Origin of the sequence: Paramicrobacterium chengjingii, assembly GCF_011751765.2 — a bacterium.
GTDB classification, from domain to species: domain Bacteria; phylum Actinomycetota; class Actinomycetes; order Actinomycetales; family Microbacteriaceae; genus Paramicrobacterium; species Paramicrobacterium chengjingii.
Genome location: NZ_CP061169.1, coordinates 1,872,555 through 1,891,126, shown reverse-complemented (window position 1 = coordinate 1,891,126; position 18,572 = coordinate 1,872,555). Strand labels below are relative to the sequence as shown.

General features: G+C 61.9%; 16 protein-coding genes. 9 read left to right on the top strand and 7 right to left on the bottom strand.

The genetic code is table 11. The features are described 5' to 3' along the window. The first annotated feature begins 50 nt into the window (after nt 1–50). From HCR76_RS09225 to HCR76_RS09215, 3 genes are all read left to right on the top strand, one after another. Nucleotides 51–527: a DUF6993 domain-containing protein gene (locus HCR76_RS09225; protein ID WP_166993121.1), complete on the top strand. Its 477-nt coding sequence runs from the start codon at nt 51–53 to the stop codon at nt 525–527. Between the two features lie 193 nt (nt 528–720). After that, the gene (ettA, locus tag HCR76_RS09220) at nt 721–2,403 is read left to right on the top strand and encodes an energy-dependent translational throttle protein EttA (protein ID WP_166993124.1); all 1,683 of its coding nucleotides are present in this window, start codon (nt 721–723) and stop codon (nt 2,401–2,403) included. Then, nucleotides 2,403–2,873: an acyl-CoA thioesterase gene (locus HCR76_RS09215; RefSeq protein WP_166993127.1), complete on the top strand. Its 471-nt coding sequence runs from the start codon at nt 2,403–2,405 to the stop codon at nt 2,871–2,873. Before ettA ends, HCR76_RS09215 begins: the two co-directional genes overlap by 1 nt. A gap of 8 nt (nt 2,874–2,881) precedes the next feature. On the opposite strand, the gene HCR76_RS09210 is transcribed toward HCR76_RS09215, so the two are convergent. Beyond that, nucleotides 2,882–3,751, bottom strand: a complete 870-nt coding sequence (locus HCR76_RS09210) for an acyl-CoA thioesterase (RefSeq protein WP_244971363.1) — start codon at nt 3,749–3,751, stop codon at nt 2,882–2,884. Nucleotides 3,752–3,806: 55 nt separating this feature from the next. On the opposite strand from HCR76_RS09210, the gene HCR76_RS09205 reads away from it, so the two are divergent. Then, nucleotides 3,807–4,451, top strand: coding sequence for a DUF8185 domain-containing protein (locus HCR76_RS09205; RefSeq protein ID WP_166993130.1), 645 nt, complete (start codon nt 3,807–3,809; stop codon nt 4,449–4,451). Between the two features lie 2 nt (nt 4,452–4,453). On the opposite strand, the gene HCR76_RS09200 is transcribed toward HCR76_RS09205, so the two are convergent. The 4 genes from HCR76_RS09200 to pepN all read right to left on the bottom strand — a co-directional run bounded on the left by HCR76_RS09200 (nt 4,454) and on the right by pepN (nt 10,164). Next, nucleotides 4,454–6,112 (bottom strand): FAD-binding dehydrogenase, encoded by a 1,659-nt coding sequence (locus HCR76_RS09200; RefSeq protein WP_166993133.1) that lies wholly within the window; start codon nt 6,110–6,112, stop codon nt 4,454–4,456. Nucleotides 6,113–6,139: 27 nt separating this feature from the next. Continuing rightward, nucleotides 6,140–6,532 (bottom strand): globin, encoded by a 393-nt coding sequence (locus tag HCR76_RS09195; RefSeq protein ID WP_166993136.1) that lies wholly within the window; start codon nt 6,530–6,532, stop codon nt 6,140–6,142. Next, nucleotides 6,529–7,536 (bottom strand): mechanosensitive ion channel family protein, encoded by a 1,008-nt coding sequence (locus HCR76_RS09190; protein WP_166993139.1) that lies wholly within the window; start codon nt 7,534–7,536, stop codon nt 6,529–6,531. The genes HCR76_RS09195 and HCR76_RS09190 overlap by 4 nt, the downstream gene beginning before the upstream one ends. Nucleotides 7,537–7,623: 87 nt before the next feature. Further along, nucleotides 7,624–10,164 carry an aminopeptidase N gene (gene pepN, locus HCR76_RS09185; protein ID WP_166993143.1) on the bottom strand — a complete coding sequence of 847 codons (2,541 nt, stop codon included), beginning with the start codon at nt 10,162–10,164 and terminating at the stop codon, nt 7,624–7,626. An 84-nt stretch (nt 10,165–10,248) separates the two neighbouring features. On the opposite strand from pepN, the gene HCR76_RS09180 reads away from it, so the two are divergent. From HCR76_RS09180 to HCR76_RS09165, 4 genes are read left to right on the top strand one after another with little or no spacing between them, the layout of a single operon-like run. Next, entirely contained in the window at nt 10,249–10,863 is a 615-nt protein-coding gene (locus HCR76_RS09180) for a mycothiol-dependent nitroreductase Rv2466c family protein (RefSeq protein ID WP_166993146.1), read from the top strand. A gap of 20 nt (nt 10,864–10,883) precedes the next feature. Beyond that, complete coding sequence (locus HCR76_RS09175) at nt 10,884–11,372, top strand: ribose-5-phosphate isomerase (protein ID WP_166993149.1); 489 nt, start codon at nt 10,884–10,886, stop codon at nt 11,370–11,372. After that, a complete protein-coding gene (locus HCR76_RS09170; protein WP_166993152.1) occupies nt 11,372–12,367 on the top strand; it encodes an Fpg/Nei family DNA glycosylase in 996 nt (331 codons plus the stop codon). The genes HCR76_RS09175 and HCR76_RS09170 overlap by 1 nt, the downstream gene beginning before the upstream one ends. 10 nt (nt 12,368–12,377) lie before the next feature. Beyond that, complete coding sequence (locus tag HCR76_RS09165) at nt 12,378–13,880, top strand: amidohydrolase (RefSeq protein ID WP_244971362.1); 1,503 nt, start codon at nt 12,378–12,380, stop codon at nt 13,878–13,880. A gap of 59 nt (nt 13,881–13,939) precedes the next feature. Here the strand turns inward: HCR76_RS09165 and HCR76_RS09160 are convergent, their stop codons facing one another. Both HCR76_RS09160 and HCR76_RS09155 read right to left on the bottom strand, forming a co-directional pair. Next, complete coding sequence (locus HCR76_RS09160) at nt 13,940–14,425, bottom strand: Dps family protein (RefSeq protein ID WP_166993157.1); 486 nt, start codon at nt 14,423–14,425, stop codon at nt 13,940–13,942. A 102-nt stretch (nt 14,426–14,527) separates the two neighbouring features. Continuing rightward, nucleotides 14,528–17,935 carry an SCO7613 C-terminal domain-containing membrane protein gene (locus HCR76_RS09155; RefSeq protein WP_166993160.1) on the bottom strand — a complete coding sequence of 1,136 codons (3,408 nt, stop codon included), beginning with the start codon at nt 17,933–17,935 and terminating at the stop codon, nt 14,528–14,530. A 109-nt stretch (nt 17,936–18,044) separates the two neighbouring features. Between HCR76_RS09155 and HCR76_RS09150 the strand changes: the two genes are divergently transcribed. After that, the gene (locus tag HCR76_RS09150; protein WP_166993163.1) at nt 18,045–18,572 is read left to right on the top strand and encodes a gamma carbonic anhydrase family protein; all 528 of its coding nucleotides are present in this window, start codon (nt 18,045–18,047) and stop codon (nt 18,570–18,572) included.

The following is an 18,572-nucleotide window of genomic DNA, read 5'->3' as shown; positions in this document are numbered from 1 at the left end:
TTCTACAATCGGTTCCGGCGGCATTCTGTCGCCGGAACCGGAGGCAGAGCGTGGGGCGGACTACTGCCAGGCTTTGGGCACTCGGCGGAACGCTGCTTCTCACGTGGGTTCTCTGTGGATGCGCGCCGGCGGTTGACTCGACAGCGCCGCAGACGTCGACGGGTTCTCCTGTCGAAGAGACGAGTCCTCCTGCCCAGACAGAGCTCGTTCCGGACGGGTCTGCAGAGGACAACCTCGGCTACTTCGACGCCGTCAACACAGGCGTACTTGCCGAGAACCCCGACGCAATGGGCATGGATTTCATCAATGCCCTTGTCGAGGCAGGGTTTGATAAATCGGCGATGCAAGTGACGGAGGACTACTCCACGGTCGGCAACCGCGCGGAATCCATCCAGTTTTCGGTGCGATGGAATGATCAGTGTCTGATCGGGCAGAACGGCGAGGCGGTTGGCGGCTATCACTCCGTGGTGATGGACGCCCTTGACTCGGGCACGTGCCTCATCGGCAACACCCGCGACATCGAGTAGCACTCGACTCGTTCAACTGACGTCGCCGACTCGCAGGATGACACGTTATCCTCGAAGGTGGCGACGACGCACCGCGTGCCATCGATGGCAGCGTACGGTGGTCGTCGTACCGCGTGAACAGGCAGTTTGACGCGACATCAGCCCAGTAGACCGCTCGCGGTCTCACGGACATGAAAGCAGTGTAGGGAAAAGAGTGGCCGAATACATTTACTCGATGGTCCGCGCGCGCAAAGCAGTCGGGGACAAAGTTATTCTCGACGACGTGACGATGGCCTTCCTCCCCGGAGCGAAAATCGGCGTGGTCGGCCCGAACGGCGCCGGTAAATCAACGATCCTCAAGATCATGGCTGGACTCGACACACCGAGCAACGGTGAGGCCAAGCTCAGCCCCGGGTACAGCGTCGGCATTCTCATGCAGGAGCCGGAACTCGACGAGGACCGTTCTGTGCTCGAGAACGTTCAAGATGGCCTCGGCGAAATCAAGGTCAAAGTCGACCGTTTCAACGAGATCTCGGCGGCGATGGCTGAACCCGATGCTGATTTTGACGCCCTCCTCGCCGAAATGGGGAAGCTCCAGGAAGAGATTGATGCCGCCGATGCGTGGGACCTCGACTCGCAGCTTGAGCAGGCGATGGACGCGCTGCGCTGCCCGCCTTCTGATGCGACGGTGAGCGTGCTCTCCGGTGGAGAGAAGCGGCGCGTCGCGCTGTGCAAGTTGCTTTTGCAGAAGCCAGATCTGCTTCTTCTCGATGAGCCGACCAACCATCTAGACGCCGAGAGCGTGCTGTGGCTCGAGCAGCATCTTGCCAAGTATCCAGGTGCTGTGCTTGCTGTCACTCACGATCGGTACTTCCTTGACCACGTCGCTGAGTGGATCGCTGAGGTCGACAGAGGACACCTTTACCCGTACGAGGGAAACTACTCGACATACCTCGAGAAGAAGCGCGACCGTCTCGCCGTGCAGGGCAAGAAAGACGCCAAGCTTTCCAAGCGTCTTTCTGACGAACTCGAGTGGGTGCGTTCTAACACCAAGGGTCGGCAGGCCAAGTCGAAGGCGCGTCTCGCACGATACGAGGAGATGGCCGCTGCGGCCGAGAAGACTCGCAAGCTCGACTTCGAGGAGATTCAGATTCCAGCCGGGCCGCGACTCGGGCAGACAGTTATTGAGGCCCGTAACCTGCGCAAGGGTTTCGGCGAACGTGTTCTCATCGACGGTCTGTCGTTTTCGTTGCCGCGCAACGGAATCGTCGGTGTGATCGGCCCCAACGGAGTCGGTAAGACCACCTTGTTCAAGACCATCGTCGGTTTTGAACCGCTCGATGGGGGCGACCTCAAAGTCGGCGAGACGGTGAAAATCTCATATGTCGATCAGAGCAGAGGCGGAATCGACCCGAACAAAACGCTGTGGGAAGTCGTTTCAGATGGCCTCGATTACATTCAGGTCGGAAACAACGAGATTCCCTCGCGCGCTTACGTCTCCACCTTCGGCTTCAAGGGCCCGGATCAGCAGAAGCGCGCAGGAGTGCTGTCCGGCGGTGAGCGCAACCGTCTGAATCTCGCGCTGACGCTGAAGCAGGGCGGCAACCTTCTGCTGCTTGACGAGCCGACTAACGACCTGGACGTCGAGACCCTGTCGAGCCTCGAGAACGCACTTCTGGAGTTTCCCGGCTGCGCCGTGGTCGTCACTCACGATCGCTGGTTCCTTGACCGGATTGCCACCCATATTCTTGCGTACGAAGGTACAGACGAGAACCCGGCAAACTGGTACTGGTTCGAGGGAAACTTTGAGGCGTATGAGCAGAACAAGGTAGAACGTTTGGGCGCAGACGCTGCGAAGCCACACCGTTCGACGTACCGCAAGCTGACTCGAGACTGATGCGCGTCCATGCTCCGGTGCATCTCCGCTGGGGAGACCTCGACGCCTATAACCATGTGAATAATGTGGAGTTGCTTCGGGTGCTTGAGGAAGCTCGAGTGCGGGTTTTCTGGCGCAGCGGTGACGAGGGCGACAGCATTGATCAGGGAATGGCCCTGATTGAGGCCGAGCCCGGGTCGGAGACGCTGACACTCGTTGCACGTCATGAGGTCGAGTACCGCAAGCCGATTCCGTATCAGCGGGCCCCATTGGATATTCAGCTGTGGATCGGTCGGCTCGGAGGCGCTAGTCTCGACGTGCACTATGAAGTGTTCACACAACACGACGGTGACACGCCGGCAGCCTGCGCGGCAAGCACGATCGTACTCGTGGATGCCTCGTCAGGCGCTCCTCGTCGCATTCGAGAAGCCGAACGCCGAGCATGGCAGCGCTATGCAGAAGCGCCCGTGACGTTCACTGGACGGCGATAGTCGCGAGATCACGACTTTCGGGGCACACGCACCATTCCCTCTTGAGCGACCGAGGCAACAAGCTTGCCGTCACGCGAATAAAAACGACCCTGTGTGAGCCCGCGTCCGCCCGTCGCGCTCGGTGACTGCTGCACGTACAGCAGCCACTCGTCCACCCGTGCGGCACGATGCCACCACATTGCGTGGTCAAGGCTCGCCATCTTGAGACCTGGCGTCAGCCAGCTCAAACCATGACTGCGCAAGATTGGCTCGAGCAGCGTGTAGTCGCTCGCATAGGCAAGGGCTGCCTGATGAAGTCGTCTGTCGTCGGGAAGCGCTCGGTTCGCACGCAGCCACAGCATCTGTTCGGAGGACTTCTGCGTAGGCGGTGCAAGGTAGATCGGCTCGGATGCATGACGAATCTCAAATGGTCGATCGGCAGACCACGCACGCGCGCGCGGATCATCGATCGAGCCCAAGATCTCAGTGTCGCTCGGCAGGTCATCGGGATCTGTGACATCGGGCATCGGCGCTGCATGGTCAAGGCCAGCATCCTCGTCTTGGAATGAGGCGATCATCGACAGAATCGGCATGCCTTTCTGATAGGCCTGCGTACGTCGCGTCATGAACGATCGACCATCATGAATGCGGTCGACGGCGAACGTGATGGGCAGGTCGACGTCGCCGGGACGCAGAAAGTACCCGTGCATTGAATGGATGAAGCGATCATCGGGAACCGTCCGTCCTGCAGCCATGATCGACTGAGCAAGAACCTGTCCGCCGAAGACGCGACCCTGGGGCATCCATTGAGAGGGGCCGGTGAAAATGTCTTCATTTGTGCGAGCACCAGTATCGGCGAGATCAAGGGCTCCGAGCAATGAGTCGATGGGATCTGACAACGCTTCTCCTCACGATGCTGCCGACGGGTGCGGCGTGAGATAAGTTTAGGAGCAGATGACTGAGACATTCACATTGAGCGATACCGACGCTGTGTCGGACCTGGGCACCTTTGTAGGCCGCGCAAAACGGGTCGACCCGGATGCTGTGCGATTTCTCGCTTCAGGCGGAGTACTCGCCGTCTACGTACCCGTGCTCTATGCGCGTGGCATTCTCGACCAGAGCGCCACGATCCTCGGACTGCGTACGTACGCTGAAAACAGCGATGCCACCTTCGATCGCACGGTGAACCCGGTGTCCGTCAGCGAGCGCATCGCGCGGCTCGAAGGGACCGGATCGGCGCGGCTCTCGATGCCACCGTCTGACGTGCAGGCGCCGTGGACCGGAATAGCACCTCCGCGCTCAGGCTGGGCTCAGATCGCATCGATTGACGTCGATGTGCTCTCAGGCGCGGCGCGCGCCGGCGTCGAGCGCATATCATCAGAGCTGCCCCGCGACGCAGGGGACCCCGTCGTGCAGCGAATCAGAGCGTCAGTCTGGGGCGAAGATATCGCGCAGGTACCGGAGCTTCCAGCCGGAGCGGCGTTCGCTGCAGACAGCCTGGGGTTTATCTCGGAGCCTGAAACGGCACGTGTACTCCAGTCAGGCAATTGGCTTCGCCTGAGTCTGCGTCGCGGTCACGTTCTTGTGCGCCGACGCTGAGCTCACGCCAAAGCTCCGGCCATCGCTCGGCCTGCTGTACGTCCAGAGAACAGGCAACCGCCGAGGAACGTACCCTCGAGAGCACGGTAGCCGTGCAGCCCGCCGCCGCCGAAGCCAGATGCCTCTCCTGCCGCATACAGGCCCGGAACGGGCTCACCTGAGGCGGAAAGAACTCGACCGTCAAGGTCGGTCTGCAGCCCGCCAAGCGTCTTGCGGGTCAGCAGGTGCAGTTTGACAGCAATGAGGGGCCCCGCCTTCGGATCAAGCAGTTTGTGCGGGGGAGCGGCACGGAGCAGCTTGTCGCCACGGTACGAGCGTGCACCGTGCATGGCGGTAAGCTGCGCGTCTTTGGAGAAACTGTTGTTCAGCTGTCGATCGCGCCACTCGATCTCGTGGCGGACACGGCCGCGATCAAGCTGGTCGTCCGTGTCGAGTTCGGCCATGCCATCCAGAAGAGTGTCAAGGCGATCGGCAACGACGAAGTCGTCACCGTGCTTTTTGAACGCTTCCACGGGGCCGGGTGCACCTGGCGCGACTCTGCCCAGAACCATCCGGATGTCTTTGCCCGTCAAGTCTGGATTCTGCTCGCTTCCCGAGAGCGCAAATTCTTTCTCGATGATTCGCTGGGTCAGCACAAACCAGGAATGGTCGAAGCCTGCTCTCGTGAGGTGTGTGAGGGTGCCGAGCGTATCGAACCCGGGAAAGAGCGGTGCAGGCAGGCGTGCACCTGTCGGATCGAGCCACAGCGACGATGGGCCGGGAAGAATCCGGATGCCGTGTTCGGGCCAAACGGGATTCCAATTGGTGATGCCCTCGGTGTAATGCCACATGCGATCGGCATTGACGATTCGCCCGCCCGCATTTTCTGCGATGGCGAGTCCGCGCCCGTCGACGTGGGCGGGCACACCGGTGAGCATGCTGCGGGGCACAGGTCCGAGTCTTTCCGGCCAGTGCTTGCGCACGAGTTCGGAGTTGCCTCCGATTCCTCCCGTGCTCATCAATACCGTTCGGGACGAGAACTCGAACCTGCCGACCTCTGTGCGAGAACTCGTCACACCACGAGGCACCCGATCCTCGGCCAAAACTGCTCCAGACACACCTGTGACGCAGCCATTCGTCATGATCAGCTCGTCGACGCGGTGTCGCGTGAGCACGTCGACAAGACCAGCGTCTTGTGCCGCATGGACGCGGCGAACGAACGGGTCGAGAACGCCGGGACCCGTTCCCCACGTGATATGAAATCGAGGTACAGAGTTTCCGTGTCCGAAAGCGGCCCCTGACCCGCGTTCAGCCCAGCCGACAACGGGAAACAGCGATATTCCCTTGGACTTCAGCCACGAACGCTTTTCGCCTGCGGCAAAATCTACGTAGGCGCGAGCCCACCGCTGTGCCCAATTGTCTTCGTCTCGATCGAACCCGGCTGTTCCTTCCCAGTCTTGCCACGCGAGGTCGGCAGAGTCGCTGATTCCCATTCTGCGCTGCTCGGGAGAATCGACGAGAAAGAGTCCGCCAAAAGACCACCAGGCCTGTCCGCCGAAGGAACTGGGGGGCTCTTGATCGAGCACGGCGACGCGTCGGCCGCAATCGGCGAGCTCTGCCGCTGCGACAAGGCCGGCGAGCCCAGCCCCAACGACGATTGCGTCATATGAATGGTCAGACATCGGGCGGCTCCTTCGACGCTACGTTGGTCAGTCCTCGAACGTATTCACGAGAGCGTGAGCTGCTCTCTCAAGATAGTCCCACAGCGTCGCCTCGTGGATCGGCGCGAGCTCGAGGGAGTCGACGGCAGTGCGCATGTGCCCCAGCCAGCGGTCCCGCGCCTCGGGGTTCACCTTGTACGGAACATGGCGCATGCGAAGACGCGGGTGCCCCCGAGTCTCACTGTACGTGGCCGGGCCGCCCCAGTACTGCTCAAGGAACATTCTCAGACGGTCTTCGGCCGGACCGAGATCTTCCTCCGGATACATCGCCTTGAGCGCGGGATCGCTTGCGACGCCTCGATAGAACTCGTGCACCAGTTTCTGGAATGTAGCGTGCCCGCCGACGAGGTCGTAGAACGTGCTGATCTGTGCGTCGGTCATTGTTCTCCCTTCGGAGCGCGCTTCTTTTTCTTACCGAGTTTTGAGGGATCGACGACGACGGGCTTTGTTCGAGGTGGCCGTGCTCCGCCCACACTGCCTGCACCCTCCCATCCCGCGAGAATCACCGTCTCCAGCGAGAGTGCTACAACGTCGAGGCCATCGAGAACGTCTTTGAAACGGGAGCGAAGCTCGCGTCCGACGTCGTCTTTCGACGAGGTGCGCGTTTTCGCGACCAGACGAAGAACGATCGCCTCGTCCGAGACGGACTCCATGCCCCACACCTCGGGGGCGTCAAGGAAGTGTGGTCTCCACTTCGGCTCTTCAGCGAGCGCCATGGCCGCATCGAGCAACTGCTGTTTGACCTCGTCGAAATCAACGTCGAGAGGAATCGCGAGGTCGATGATGAGTCGCGACCACCCTTGCGACATATTTCCCACGCGCAGCACCTCGCCATTGCGCACGAACCACAGCACCCCGTTGACGTCGCGCACCTGCGTGATGCGGATGCCCACCTTTTCGACGACGCCCGTGGCAAACCCCACGTCGACGACGTCCCCGACTCCGAGCTGGTCTTCGATCACCATGAAGATGCCATTGAGCACGTCTTTCACGATGTTCTGTGCCCCGAATCCGAGGCCGGCACCGATAGCGGCGGACAGCAGAGCGAATGAACTTAGGATGCCGGGGGAGACAACGTGAACGATGAGGAACACGGCGATGACGACAATGACGACGTTGACGATATTAGAGAGCACTGTGCCCAGCGTGCGAGTGCGTTGAACGACGCGCACCGCGGCCAACGGCGAAATGGCGAGCGCCTGTGTGTCATCGACGCCGCGGCCCCGCTTGACTCCGCTGACGATCGATACGACAGAGCGTCGAATAATGATGTGGAGAAGCCAGGCCACCCCAATCGCCACCCCGATGATGACGACGACATGTACGAGAGTGCCGAGAGGGGTGTTCAGGAAGTCATCGAGAGACGACGTGAAATCAGTGCGCACGTTGTGAGTGTATCCACGTCAACTCGACTATGTCTGTAAACACCTCGGGCTCCGCACAATGTGAGAAGCCCGAGGTGTCTCACACCGTCAGCGAGCGTCCCTCTCTTGCGCTGCAAGAGCGCGCTCGACGCCCGCCAGGTTCTCCACCACGAGACGGCGAAGAGCGGCAGGCTCACTGTGTGTGCTGAGCCATGCTGTCGTCGCATCGCGCAGGTGCGCGTTCGCGAGTGAAGACGGGTACAGTCCAACGGCAACGTGCTCTGCGATCTTGTATGAGCGGGTGTTCCAGATGTCGACCAGCACGTTGAAGTAGCGGTCGACGAAATCCGTCAGCACAGCGGCATGCTGAGCGCGGCGAAACCCGAGCGCCGTGTACGCGACGAGCGTGTTGGGCAGCGAATCGTCATCGATGATCAGCGACCAGGCGGCGCTCTTGTCTGCGCTGCTCGGGCGTGACGCCCGTGCCTGCGCGGCGAACTGCTGGCCTGACGCGGTGCTATCGCGTTCAAGCGCGGCATCGATGTCGGCGACGGACGCGCGATCTCCGGCGGCGAGCGCGACGAGCAGCTCCCACTCGAGGTCCGTGTCGATCTCGAGCCCGTTGAGCTTTGTGTCTCCCTCGCGCAGCGCTGCGATGGTATCCAAATGCGCAGGCGCGGATGCCGCAGCAGCAAAGAACTTCACAAACTGGAACTGAGCGTCACTGCCCGGTTCCGCCTGCTGAGCAAGCCCCCAGAGCTCGTCGGCAACGCGCGCGAGAGTGCTCGTCTGGCGATCACGAGCAACATACTGCTGCGCAGCGAGCACGAGCTGACTGAGTGTTGTGCGCAATGTTGTGGACTCGGTTTCAGCTGCGATATTTCCCAGCACGAGGTCGACGTAGTCACTCGGTGCCGTTTCGGCATCCCGAGTTGCGTCCCACGCTGACCCCCACACCAGCGCACGGGCAAGCGGGTTTTCAATTGTCGACAGGTGCTTCATCGCCACACGAAGCGATGCTTCGTCAAGCCTGATCTTCGCGTAGGCGAGGTCGTCGTCATTGATGAGGATCAGGTCGGGACGCGTGCGACCGACGAGTTCGGTTACCGGCGTGCTTTCGCCGTCGATGTCGAGCTCGAAGCGATCGGTTCGCACAAGCCGACCATTGTCGAGGTTGTAGAACCCGAGGGCGAGGCGATGCGGTCGAAGTGTGGGGTAGTCGGCTGGCGCGGTCTGCCGGATTGCGAACGCCGAGATCGTACCCTCCGAATCAACGGTGACGTCAGGGTACAGAGTGTTGACTCCGGCGGTCTCCAGCCACTTCTGCGACCAGTCGGACAGGTCGCGTCCGCTCGTCACCTCTAGCTCGCTCAGCAGATCCTTCAACTCCGTATTCGAATATTCGTGTTTCGCGAAGTACGCCGAGACCCCCGCGAAGAACGCCTCCTCGCCGACCCAGGCGACGAGCTGCTTCAAAACGGAGCCGCCCTTTGCATACGTGATGCCGTCGAAGTTCACCTGCACGTCTTCAAGGTCATTGATTGTGGCGACGACGGGGTGTGTGGAGGGAAGCTGGTCTTGCTTGTACGCCCAGCTTTTCTCCATGGCCTGGAAGGTGGTCCATGCCTCGGTCCACTCAGTGGCCTGTGCCGTAGCGATCGTTGATGCCCATTCGGCGAACGACTCGTTCAACCAGAGGTCGTTCCACCACTTCATCGTGACCAGGTCACCGAACCACATATGCGCAAGTTCGTGCAGGATGGTGACGACACGACGCTCCCTGATGGCATCCGTCACCTTTGAACGGAAAACGTAGCTCTCGAGGAACGTCACGGCACCGGCGTTCTCCATCGCGCCAGCGTTGAACTCCGGAACAAAAAGCTGGTCGTACTTCTCAAAGGGGTACGCGCGGCCGAACTTGTCTTCGTAAAAGGCAAAGCCTTGGCGCGTCTTCTCGAAAATATACTCAGCGTCAAGGTGCTCAAAGAGGCTCTTGCGGGCAAACACGCCGAGCGGAATGGTTCGGCCGTCGCTGCTGGTCAGCTCGCTGCTCACTGATTCATAAGGGCCGGCAATGATCGCGGTGATGTAGCTCGAGATGGTCGCGGTGGGGGTGAATTCCCACCGCGCCACAGTGTCGCTGAGGGGAACTGCCTGTGGCGTCGGCGAATTCGAGACGACCTGCCATGCCGACGGCGCGGTGACGGTGAACTGGAACGTCGCCTTCAGATCGGGCTGCTCAAAAACGGCAAAGACACGGCGGGAGTCGGGAACCTCGAATTGGCTGTACAGGTACACCTCACCGTCGACCGGGTCGACGAACCTGTGCAGACCCTCTCCGGTGTTGGTGTAGCGCATGTCGACATCGACAATGAGCTCGTTCTCGTCGAGAAGTCCGTCGAGGGCGATGCGAGTACCGTCCGCTGCAGACGTGGAAATCTGGCTGCCGTTGAGGGTGATCGAATGCACTCTGGCGGTCAGGGCATCGATGAACGTCGACGATCCTGCTTCGGCGCTGAAGCGAACCGTCGTGGTGCTGCGGAAGACGTCGGGTCCCTGTGTGAGATCGAGTGCGACTGCGTAGGTGTGCGTCTGAATGAGGCTCTTGCGTGTGCGAGCTTCATCACGTGTGAGGTTTTCTCCTGGCACGGATACTCCTATTCGATTGCGTGGATCGTGTCCAGTGAACAAGCGTACTGCCGCGCCCCGTTTCCCGTGTTCTAGGCTGAGGTTATGAGCGAATCGACACCGACAGCAGTTGACTTCTGGTTCGACCCTTCGTGCCCGTGGGCCTGGATGACGTCCCGGTGGGTGGATGAGGTGGCCACGCATCGTGATATTGACGTCACGTGGCACATCATGAGCCTCGCTGTCTTGAACGAAGATCAGGACGTGTCAGACGACTATCGCGCGTTCTTCCCCCGGGCGCTGAAATACACGCGGCTTGTCGCAGCTGTCGAACAGCGCCACGGGCAGCAATACGTCAAACCGCTCTACGATGCGCTGGGAACGCGCATCCACCCAGGAAAGAGCACAGACCCGGATGCTGTGATCCCCGCAGCTCTCGCCGAGGTCGGACTCGACGCGTCGCTCGCGAGTTTCGCCGACAGCGATGCCTACGACGAGCCGATGCGTGCTTCCCATTTCGACGGCATCAACCGCGTCGGTCAGGACGTCGGCACACCGGTCATCGCCATCGGTGACGTCGCATTCTTCGGCCCCGTGATCTCGCCGGCCCCGAAGGGTGACGAGGCCGTCGCGCTGTGGGACGGTGTCGTCGCGGCGGCGTCATATCCTGGTTTCTTCGAGCTCAAGCGTTCGCGCACTGTCGAACCGCAGTTCGACTGAGCGCAGGGCAAGATAGACATATGCGCATTCACATCGCCACAGACCACGCCGGCCTTGAGTTCAGCAGAAAGCTTGTGGACTATCTGACCGACAAAGGTCATGAGGTCGTCGACCACGGGCCGGCGGAATACGACCCGCAGGACGACTATCCCGCGTTCTGCATTAATGCAGCCCACGCCGTCGTCGCCGATCAGCGGAATGGGCGCGACGCACTCGGTGTCGTCTTCGGTGGCTCGGGTAACGGCGAGCAGATCGCGGCGAACAAGGTGGACGGAGCGAGGGCAGCTCTTGTCTGGAACCTGTCGACAGCCGAGTTGGCACGCGATCACAACGATGCCAACGTGATCTCGATCGGTGCGCGTCAGCATAGTTATGACGAGGTTCTGTCATTCATCGACGCCTTCATCGCACACCCGTTCAGCGGCGAGGAACGTCATGCCCGTCGCGTTGCTCAGCTTGCGGAGTACGAGCAGACCGGAACGATCGCGGGGAAGGATGTCGATCACTGATGCCCGAGGGCCATTCGGTTCATCGCATCGCCCGCCAGTTCGCGCGAAATTTTGCGGGGCGACGTGTCTCGGCATCCTCGCCCCAGGGCCGATTCGTCGAGGGCGCCGCCGTTCTCGACGGACGTGAGTTGGTGAATGTGACTGCGGTTGGCAAGCAGATGTTCGCCGATTTCGGCGACGACACCTGGCTGCGTGTGCACCTTGGCATGTACGGGGCATGGGATTTCGCGGGTGAGATCGCCGTTGATCCCACAATTGCGTCGGCGAATGGTCGCATGGGACAGACGAACCAGCGCGGAACCGATGTGGCCCTTGACGTTCTGGATTCTGCAGGCGAGAACTCGCTCTCGAGCATCGGAGCGCCACGCAAGGCGCGCGTGCGCATGTCGGAGCAGACGAAGGGCGATACGGATGTGGAGTGGGAGACGTTCCCGCCCCCTCCCGTGGGCGCGGTTCGACTGCGGCTGCTCACGCAACACACGGTGGCCGATCTGCGCGGTCCGACGGCCTGCGAGATTCGCACGGGTGCTGAGATCGACGAGGTGATCGCCAAGCTCGGCCCGGATCCGATCCACGACGATACACGTGAGGCCGAAGACCGATTCACCGAGGTGGTGCGGCGCAAGCCGACCCGAATTGGGCTGCTTCTCATGGACCAGAGCGTCGTGAGTGGCATCGGCAACGTGTATCGCGCTGAGCTGCTCTACCGTGCGGGGGTCGACCCACATACACCGGGAAGGCTTGTGCCCGAGGAGACGGTGCGTGAGCTCTGGCGCGATTGGGTGCGTCTGCTGCGCATTGGAATCGAGACGGGGCAGATGATGACCATGGACGACCTCACCGGCGACGACTATGTACGTGCAATGGCCAACCGTGACGACCGTCACTGGGTGTACAAGCGTGAGGGCTTGCCGTGCCGGGTGTGTGGAACCAACATCATTCTTGAGGAGATGGCCGCGCGCAAGCTCTACTGGTGCCCGGTCTGCCAGAGCTGAGAGAGAACCCGTGACCACTTTTCGCCTTCGTGCCGCGCACCCGGGCCAGGGGAACGTGCAGACGCTCACACGCGCCCGACTGATCGACTCCCCGCATCCCGTCGATATCGAACTGACGGATGCTGTCATTACAGACATCCGGCCGACGGCAAGTCGGCCGGCCACGGGCGAACCCATCGACGTGGACGGCCGTGTGGTGATCCCCGGACTGTGGGATCACCACGTGCATTTCACCCTCTGGTCGATCACAAGCAAGCGGGTCGATGTCTCCGGTGCGACGAGTGCCGCCGAGACGGCCGCGCTCCTCGGGCGAGCAGCCCGTCAGCACCACGACGGCCCGCTCGTGGGCGTCGGTTTTCGCGACGCGCTGTGGAGTGACAGACCGTCAGCCACGCTTCTCGACGCCGTCGCGGGTGAGATTCCCGTGGTGCTGCTGTCGGCTGACCTGCACGCGGTCTGGCTCAACACGGCGGCGCTCCATCGCTTCGGCTATCCGTCAGACCACAGCGGTTTGCTCACGGAAGATGCAGCCTTCGCCGTGCAGGGACAGCTCGACGAGATTCCTGAGCCGGTGTCCGATGCGTGGGCAGATGACGCTGCGCGGGCTGCTGCCGCGCGAGGAGTCACCGGCGTCACCGATATGGAGATGGCGTGGAATAAGGATGCCTGGGAGCGGCGCACGCAAGCAGGATCCACGCACCTTCGCGTGTCGTTCGGCATCTATGCACAGCACCTCGATCGTGCAATCGAGGAGAGACTGCAGTCGGGTTTCGTCATTCCGCACACGCATGGTCTCGTGAGCGTGGGGCCCTTCAAGATCATTACGGATGGTTCTCTCAATGCCCGGACCGCATATTGCGACGACCCCTACTCAGGAAGAGGCGCTGGAAACGGCATGCTGAATATTCAGCCTGCCGACCTGACAACGCTCATGAGCAAGGCTGCGTCAGCGGGGTTGGACTGTGCAGTCCACGCGATCGGGGATCAGGCGAACGCACTTGCCCTCACGGCCTACGGAGAGTCGGGTGCTGTCGGCACCATCGAGCACGCCCAGTTGATGCGGCCAAGCGATGTTTTACGCATGGCTCAGCTCGGCGTTGCCGCGAGCGTTCAGCCGGAGCACGCCATGGATGACCGTGACATCGCCGACGCATACTGGCGAGGGCGCACCGAACGCTCGTTCATGATGCGCAGCTTCCTCGACGCTGGCGTGAGGCTCGCCTTCGGTTCCGACGCTCCGGTTGCGCGGCTCGACCCGTGGGCCGCGATCGCCGCAGCCGTTTCTCGAGCACGAGACGGTAAAGAGCCATGGCACGCGGAGCAGTCGATCACTCCGCGTGAGGCTCTCGCCGCATCCGTCCCTCACGGCCGGCTCACGCCGCGCGTCGGAGACACGGCAGATCTCGCGCTTCTCGATAGCAATGATCCGCTCGCAGCAACCGCCGAGCAGCTGCGTGCAATGACGGTGGGCGGAACGATCCTCAACGGGCGCTGGACGCACAGGGCCATCTAGTCGTGAGACCGCACAAAAAAGGGCCGGATGCGTGTGCAACCGGCCCTTTTTGTACGACGTTACTTCGCGATATGTGCGAGAAGAAGCCAACGGTCCTTCTCGAGTCCGCGGACGATCTCAACAGCCACATCCTGGCTGTTGAGGTCGATCTCATCGAGCTCATCGACGGCAGTGCGAGCGGTTTGGATCGCGGCATCAAGCATGGCGACAACCTCGACAATCGTTTCTTCTGATTGACGGAAGCCCGCGCTCAGTTCGGGAACCGACGTCTTCGATGCGACAGTCGCAAGGCGCGAGTCGACAGGCAGTCCGAGGGCGACGACGCGCTCTGCAGCGAGGTCGGCCCACTCCTGCACATCGGCAACAAGTGTGTCGAGAAGCTCGTGAACACCGATGAAGTTGTGTCCCCGCAGGTGCCAGTGCGCCTGCTTTCCATTCACGACGAGGGCCTCGAGATCGATGACCAGCGGTGAAAGGAACTGCGCAGTGCCCGATGCCACATCGGGGTTGACGTTTGTGAGTTTCTCAGTCTGTGAAGTAGTCATATCGTCCCTCTTCTTCTCTTGATGAATTCAACGTTACTGCGCTCACGATATTCCGCAAGCAAGCAATGGCTCACCTTCATGAGGTGAGGCACACCTGTGTTTTCAACGCAGCTGAGCAATGCCCCGCAGGGCCCGGGCGATCGGCAAGCCCGACAGCCGAACGACAACCGTGGCGATGATCAGCAGCCCGGCAAGAACGAGCACAGCAGCCCATCCCGACGCGACCAACGTGACGGCGGGCCAAACGAGCGTCAGCACAACGACGAGCGCGGCGATGCCTGCGGCGACGATGGGGGCCTTGAGGCGGGTCATCACGCCAAACGCCGCAGTCAGGGCTATGCAGATGACAAGCCAGGCGATGCGGAGGGGCGCGGGATCGGTGAGGCACTGCACGAGGCTGGGCAGAATGAGCACGCCGAGTGGAACGCCGAGGACTCGCACCGACGTTGCCTGTGCATGTTCACGCAGAACCCGCAGGTTCACGGCGATGGCAAGAAGTGCAGCGGGAACCGAAACGAATTCAACGGCAGTATGTCCCCCGGTGATCGTACCGACAGCGAGAAACGCGGCACCAAGCGTCGTCATCCAGCTGACGAGGTCGTGCGCTCGAGAGCCCCGTGCATGGGGATACGACAGAAACGATGTTGTTCCGAGCGAGACGACCACGAGCATCCACCATGGCACCTCTGCGACGGCAACCAGGTTGGCGATCGGCAACGACAGCACCAGGGGAGCGCTGGCGAGGGCGGCATAGGCCGGTCTCACCTGCGGCTGCCTCCTGCGCAACCACAGAGCGGCAAAGATCGTCAGCAGGGCCGCACCGCACACACTCCACGCGAGAAGCTCGCCAAACGTGCCGGCTGCGTGGGCGACAAGATCGAATGAGCGAATGACCGTTGTGAAGGTCACGGTGAGCAGGCCCGCGCTCCAAAGCCAGAGAGCGAGATGTATCCCTCGGATGAGCGGAGGCAGAAAGGCGCCGAGACACGCAAGAACAGTTGCCAAGAGCAGAACGAGCGCAGCTTGTCCGACAGATCCGCCGTGACTCACCGCAACAGAGGGAACGAGGAAGACGGCGAGCGTGCCGATGGTCAGCAGATTTCGCCCGGGAGGCACCGGGGCTTGGGGCGAGGGACGACGGGACGCGACGACGGCCAAAGCTGCGCAGACGAGCGCCGCCATGGCAAGAGCGTAGAGTTCGACGCCGGCGGTGCCGCGAGACGAAAGCGTGAGCCACACAGCGCCGCCGAATGGTGGGATGCATGCCCAGACGAGGTTCTTGCGCCGGCGCGTACTCCGAGTGAGTGAGCCTTCTCCCAAAGCGAAGAGCACGGGCAGCACCCCGAGCATGATGAGGTTCAGCGAGCCGAATTCGCTCGTTGTCAGCGCCGCGGGAACGGTGACAATCGAAGTCAGGGCGATAGATGAGTCCCACCCCAGCCGTGCTGGATGGGAACGTGGCTCCCCTCGGCTCGAGGGCGCGTCTCTGAAAAGCAGAATTCCCGCCCCGGCGAGCACCGCTGAGATGCTGACCGCCAAGAGTTCGGGAGCACCCCAGATCGCCGGGCCGAAGTGACGCCACGACACCACAGCGAGCAAAACAGCAGTCGGCGGTGTGAGCACCGCTGTGACGTACCGGGCGACACTGTGCTGTTCGCGTCGAGCGACCTGCCATGACAGTTCGGCGACGAGAACGCAGGCCAGCCCGACAACTAGATCACGTTGGGCCGCGGGGGCCGTCAGCGTTGCAAGACCGGCGATGCCGACCACCGATGCCAGGGCTGAGAGAACTGACATCGCTGCCGCTTCGGTGCTCACTAGGCGGTGCCCAAAAATCGACGTGACGACGAGGATCGCCGACGCTGCGATGACGGTCGCCAGGGCGGATGCTGCGGAGGGTGATGCAAACGAGGTCGGGGCCCACAGGGGAATCCACCGGGCCGTGAAGATGAGGAGGACCACGATGGATGCCGTCATGACGGGACCGATTGCAAGCCTGTCTGTGCGTCCGACACGTCGTGGCACGGCGATTCGAAGCGCACTAAGGGCTCCCAGCGCGACGATTGCGGCGACCGGCCAGACATCGGCGCTATTGGCGCCGACGACGAATGAAGACGCTGCGCCGAGAAACGCAAGCGTGATCAAGACGACTCTGCGACCACGACGCGGGCGCAGAACAATGAAGAGCGCTGTCGCCGACACAGCGAGAACGCACGATGAGACAACGGATGCGACGACCGTCAGTGCTGTGGCGTGCGCAATCATGAGCGTCACACCCCCGAGTGCAAGCGGAAGCCAACTGAGGGCGCCGAGTCGCCCCCAGAGATGAAGTGACATCGCCGTCGCGATGGTGAGCACCGCAGGGCTGATCCAGATATAGGGGCTGACAGCCGGGTACGCCAACGTATGCTCGCTGACCGCCGATACTGAAAAGTTGGGGAGTGCAATCCGCGACCAGGTTTCGATCACGCCGATACCAATCGCGGGAATGACCGAGGACGCGCAGACTACGAGCGTGACAAGCCCGGCCACGCGAAACCCGGGCGCGCTCCGGTGGTGACGATATCTCCAGGACAGGGTCGCGAAGACGATTGCGCCCAGTGCGGTGAGACAGGCAGCGACGTCGATTTGGCGTGCAAACGACGTAAAGTGAACCACGGGAGCCGCCGCCGCACCGCTCACGGCGAGCCCAAGACCCACCGCAGAAGCCGCTTTCCACGCCCCGAGCTCTCGAGCGAGTGTTGGGCCGTCGCTCAACACCTGGATCGGCATCGTCTTCGGCGCAACATTGTCGCGTTCAGTCGTGGCGACGGGAGACCAGAGCAGGTGAAGAGCAAAAGCTCCCGAAGTGATCAGAAAAGCCAGGGATGTGCCCCACGTGAGGCTCGGCCAGGTTGTCGCGGCAAGCGCAAGTACGAGCACGCTAGCGATCGCCGCCACGGCCCGCACCGTGATGCGTGCAGATCGTGAACGCCGAAACAACGGCCAGACCGCACTGGCGTAGGCAACGAGCAGCATTCCCGCCCACGCGCGAGACGACGGTGCGGCGAAGGGAAAGAGTGAGATACCGATGCCCAGGAGCGCAACGGCGGCCGCGATCGCGCCAACGGGAGTGTATGTTCGTGTTCTCGTGATTCGAGCCGCAGTGAACAGCAGCACGGCAAGTGCTCCATTCACCGTCGCGATGAAAGCCCAGACGTGAAGGTCGGAGACGATGGCGAGCCCGGACTGTCGCACGCTCCATTGGCTGAACACGAGGGGCAGGAGTGAAGCGAAAACGCAGACAGTGGCGAACAGACGTCTTCCTCTGCGTGTCGCCAGTCGGACCGTGGCGGCAAGTCCACTGGCGAAGCAGAGGCTGAGAGGAATATGCCAGATAGCGGGAACTGCTGCGGCCAGCACAAGGACCAGGACGCATGACGAGATTGCGATGCCCACGCTGCCGAGCACGGTCGTCAGGCGACGGCGACGGGGGCCCCCAGGTGCTATTCGCTGCGCGTCGCCCGTCATAACTCAATGATGGCGGAGATCGCGGCACGCGCGTGGTTCGCACGCCGTCTGCGAATCAGATCTGACCGCAAAAGACCGGTGTCACGCGGGCAGCAACTACCCTGGGTGTATGACGATCAGCGATCCAGCATCCGTAATCTCCCTGCCGAACGGCCGGCCCGCCGTTGCCGAGACTGCCTTCGTTGCATCCGGTGCAAAGGTCGTGGGGAACGTGACGCTGGGGGAGGACTCAGGAGTCTGGTACAACGCCGTGCTTCGCGGAGACTCCGATGCTATTTCGGTCGGGGCGCGCAGCAACCTGCAAGACGGTGTAGCCGTTCATGTGGATGCCGGATCTCCGACCGTCATTGGCGACGACGTCTCCGTCGGTCACAATGCTGTGGTGCATGGTTGCACCATCGGCAATACTGTTCTCGTCGGAATGGGTGCTGTCGTTCTCAGTGGCGCCGTCATCGGTGACGAGGTTCTCATTGCCGGCGGCGCTGTGGTGCTGGGAGGAACGAATGTTCCGTCTGGCTCGCTTGTGGCAGGCGTGCCTGCGAAGGTTCGACGCGAGCTTACCGATGACGAAGTCGCTTCGATTCGCGCGAATGCCGAGCACTATGTGCACAACGCCAGACTCCACAGCGGGCGCTGA

Bases quoted from the DNA above. Each gene is read 5' to 3' on its own strand.
- HCR76_RS09215 (WP_166993127.1), top strand. From the start codon at position 2,403: ATGCGCGTCCATGCTCCGGTGCATCTCCGCTGGGGAGACCTCGACGCC.
- HCR76_RS09205 (WP_166993130.1), top strand. From the start codon at position 3,807: ATGACTGAGACATTCACATTGAGCGATACCGACGCTGTGTCGGACCTG.
- HCR76_RS09160 (WP_166993157.1), bottom strand. From the start codon at position 14,425: ATGACTACTTCACAGACTGAGAAACTCACAAACGTCAACCCCGATGTG.
- HCR76_RS09195 (WP_166993136.1), bottom strand. From the start codon at position 6,532: ATGACCGACGCACAGATCAGCACGTTCTACGACCTCGTCGGCGGGCAC.
- HCR76_RS09155 (WP_166993160.1), bottom strand. From the start codon at position 17,935: ATGACGGGCGACGCGCAGCGAATAGCACCTGGGGGCCCCCGTCGCCGT.
- HCR76_RS09150 (WP_166993163.1), top strand. From the start codon at position 18,045: ATGACGATCAGCGATCCAGCATCCGTAATCTCCCTGCCGAACGGCCGG.
- HCR76_RS09180 (WP_166993146.1), top strand. From the start codon at position 10,249: ATGAGCGAATCGACACCGACAGCAGTTGACTTCTGGTTCGACCCTTCG.
- HCR76_RS09175 (WP_166993149.1), top strand. From the start codon at position 10,884: ATGCGCATTCACATCGCCACAGACCACGCCGGCCTTGAGTTCAGCAGA.
- HCR76_RS09200 (WP_166993133.1), bottom strand. From the start codon at position 6,112: ATGTCTGACCATTCATATGACGCAATCGTCGTTGGGGCTGGGCTCGCC.
- HCR76_RS09170 (WP_166993152.1), top strand. From the start codon at position 11,372: ATGCCCGAGGGCCATTCGGTTCATCGCATCGCCCGCCAGTTCGCGCGA.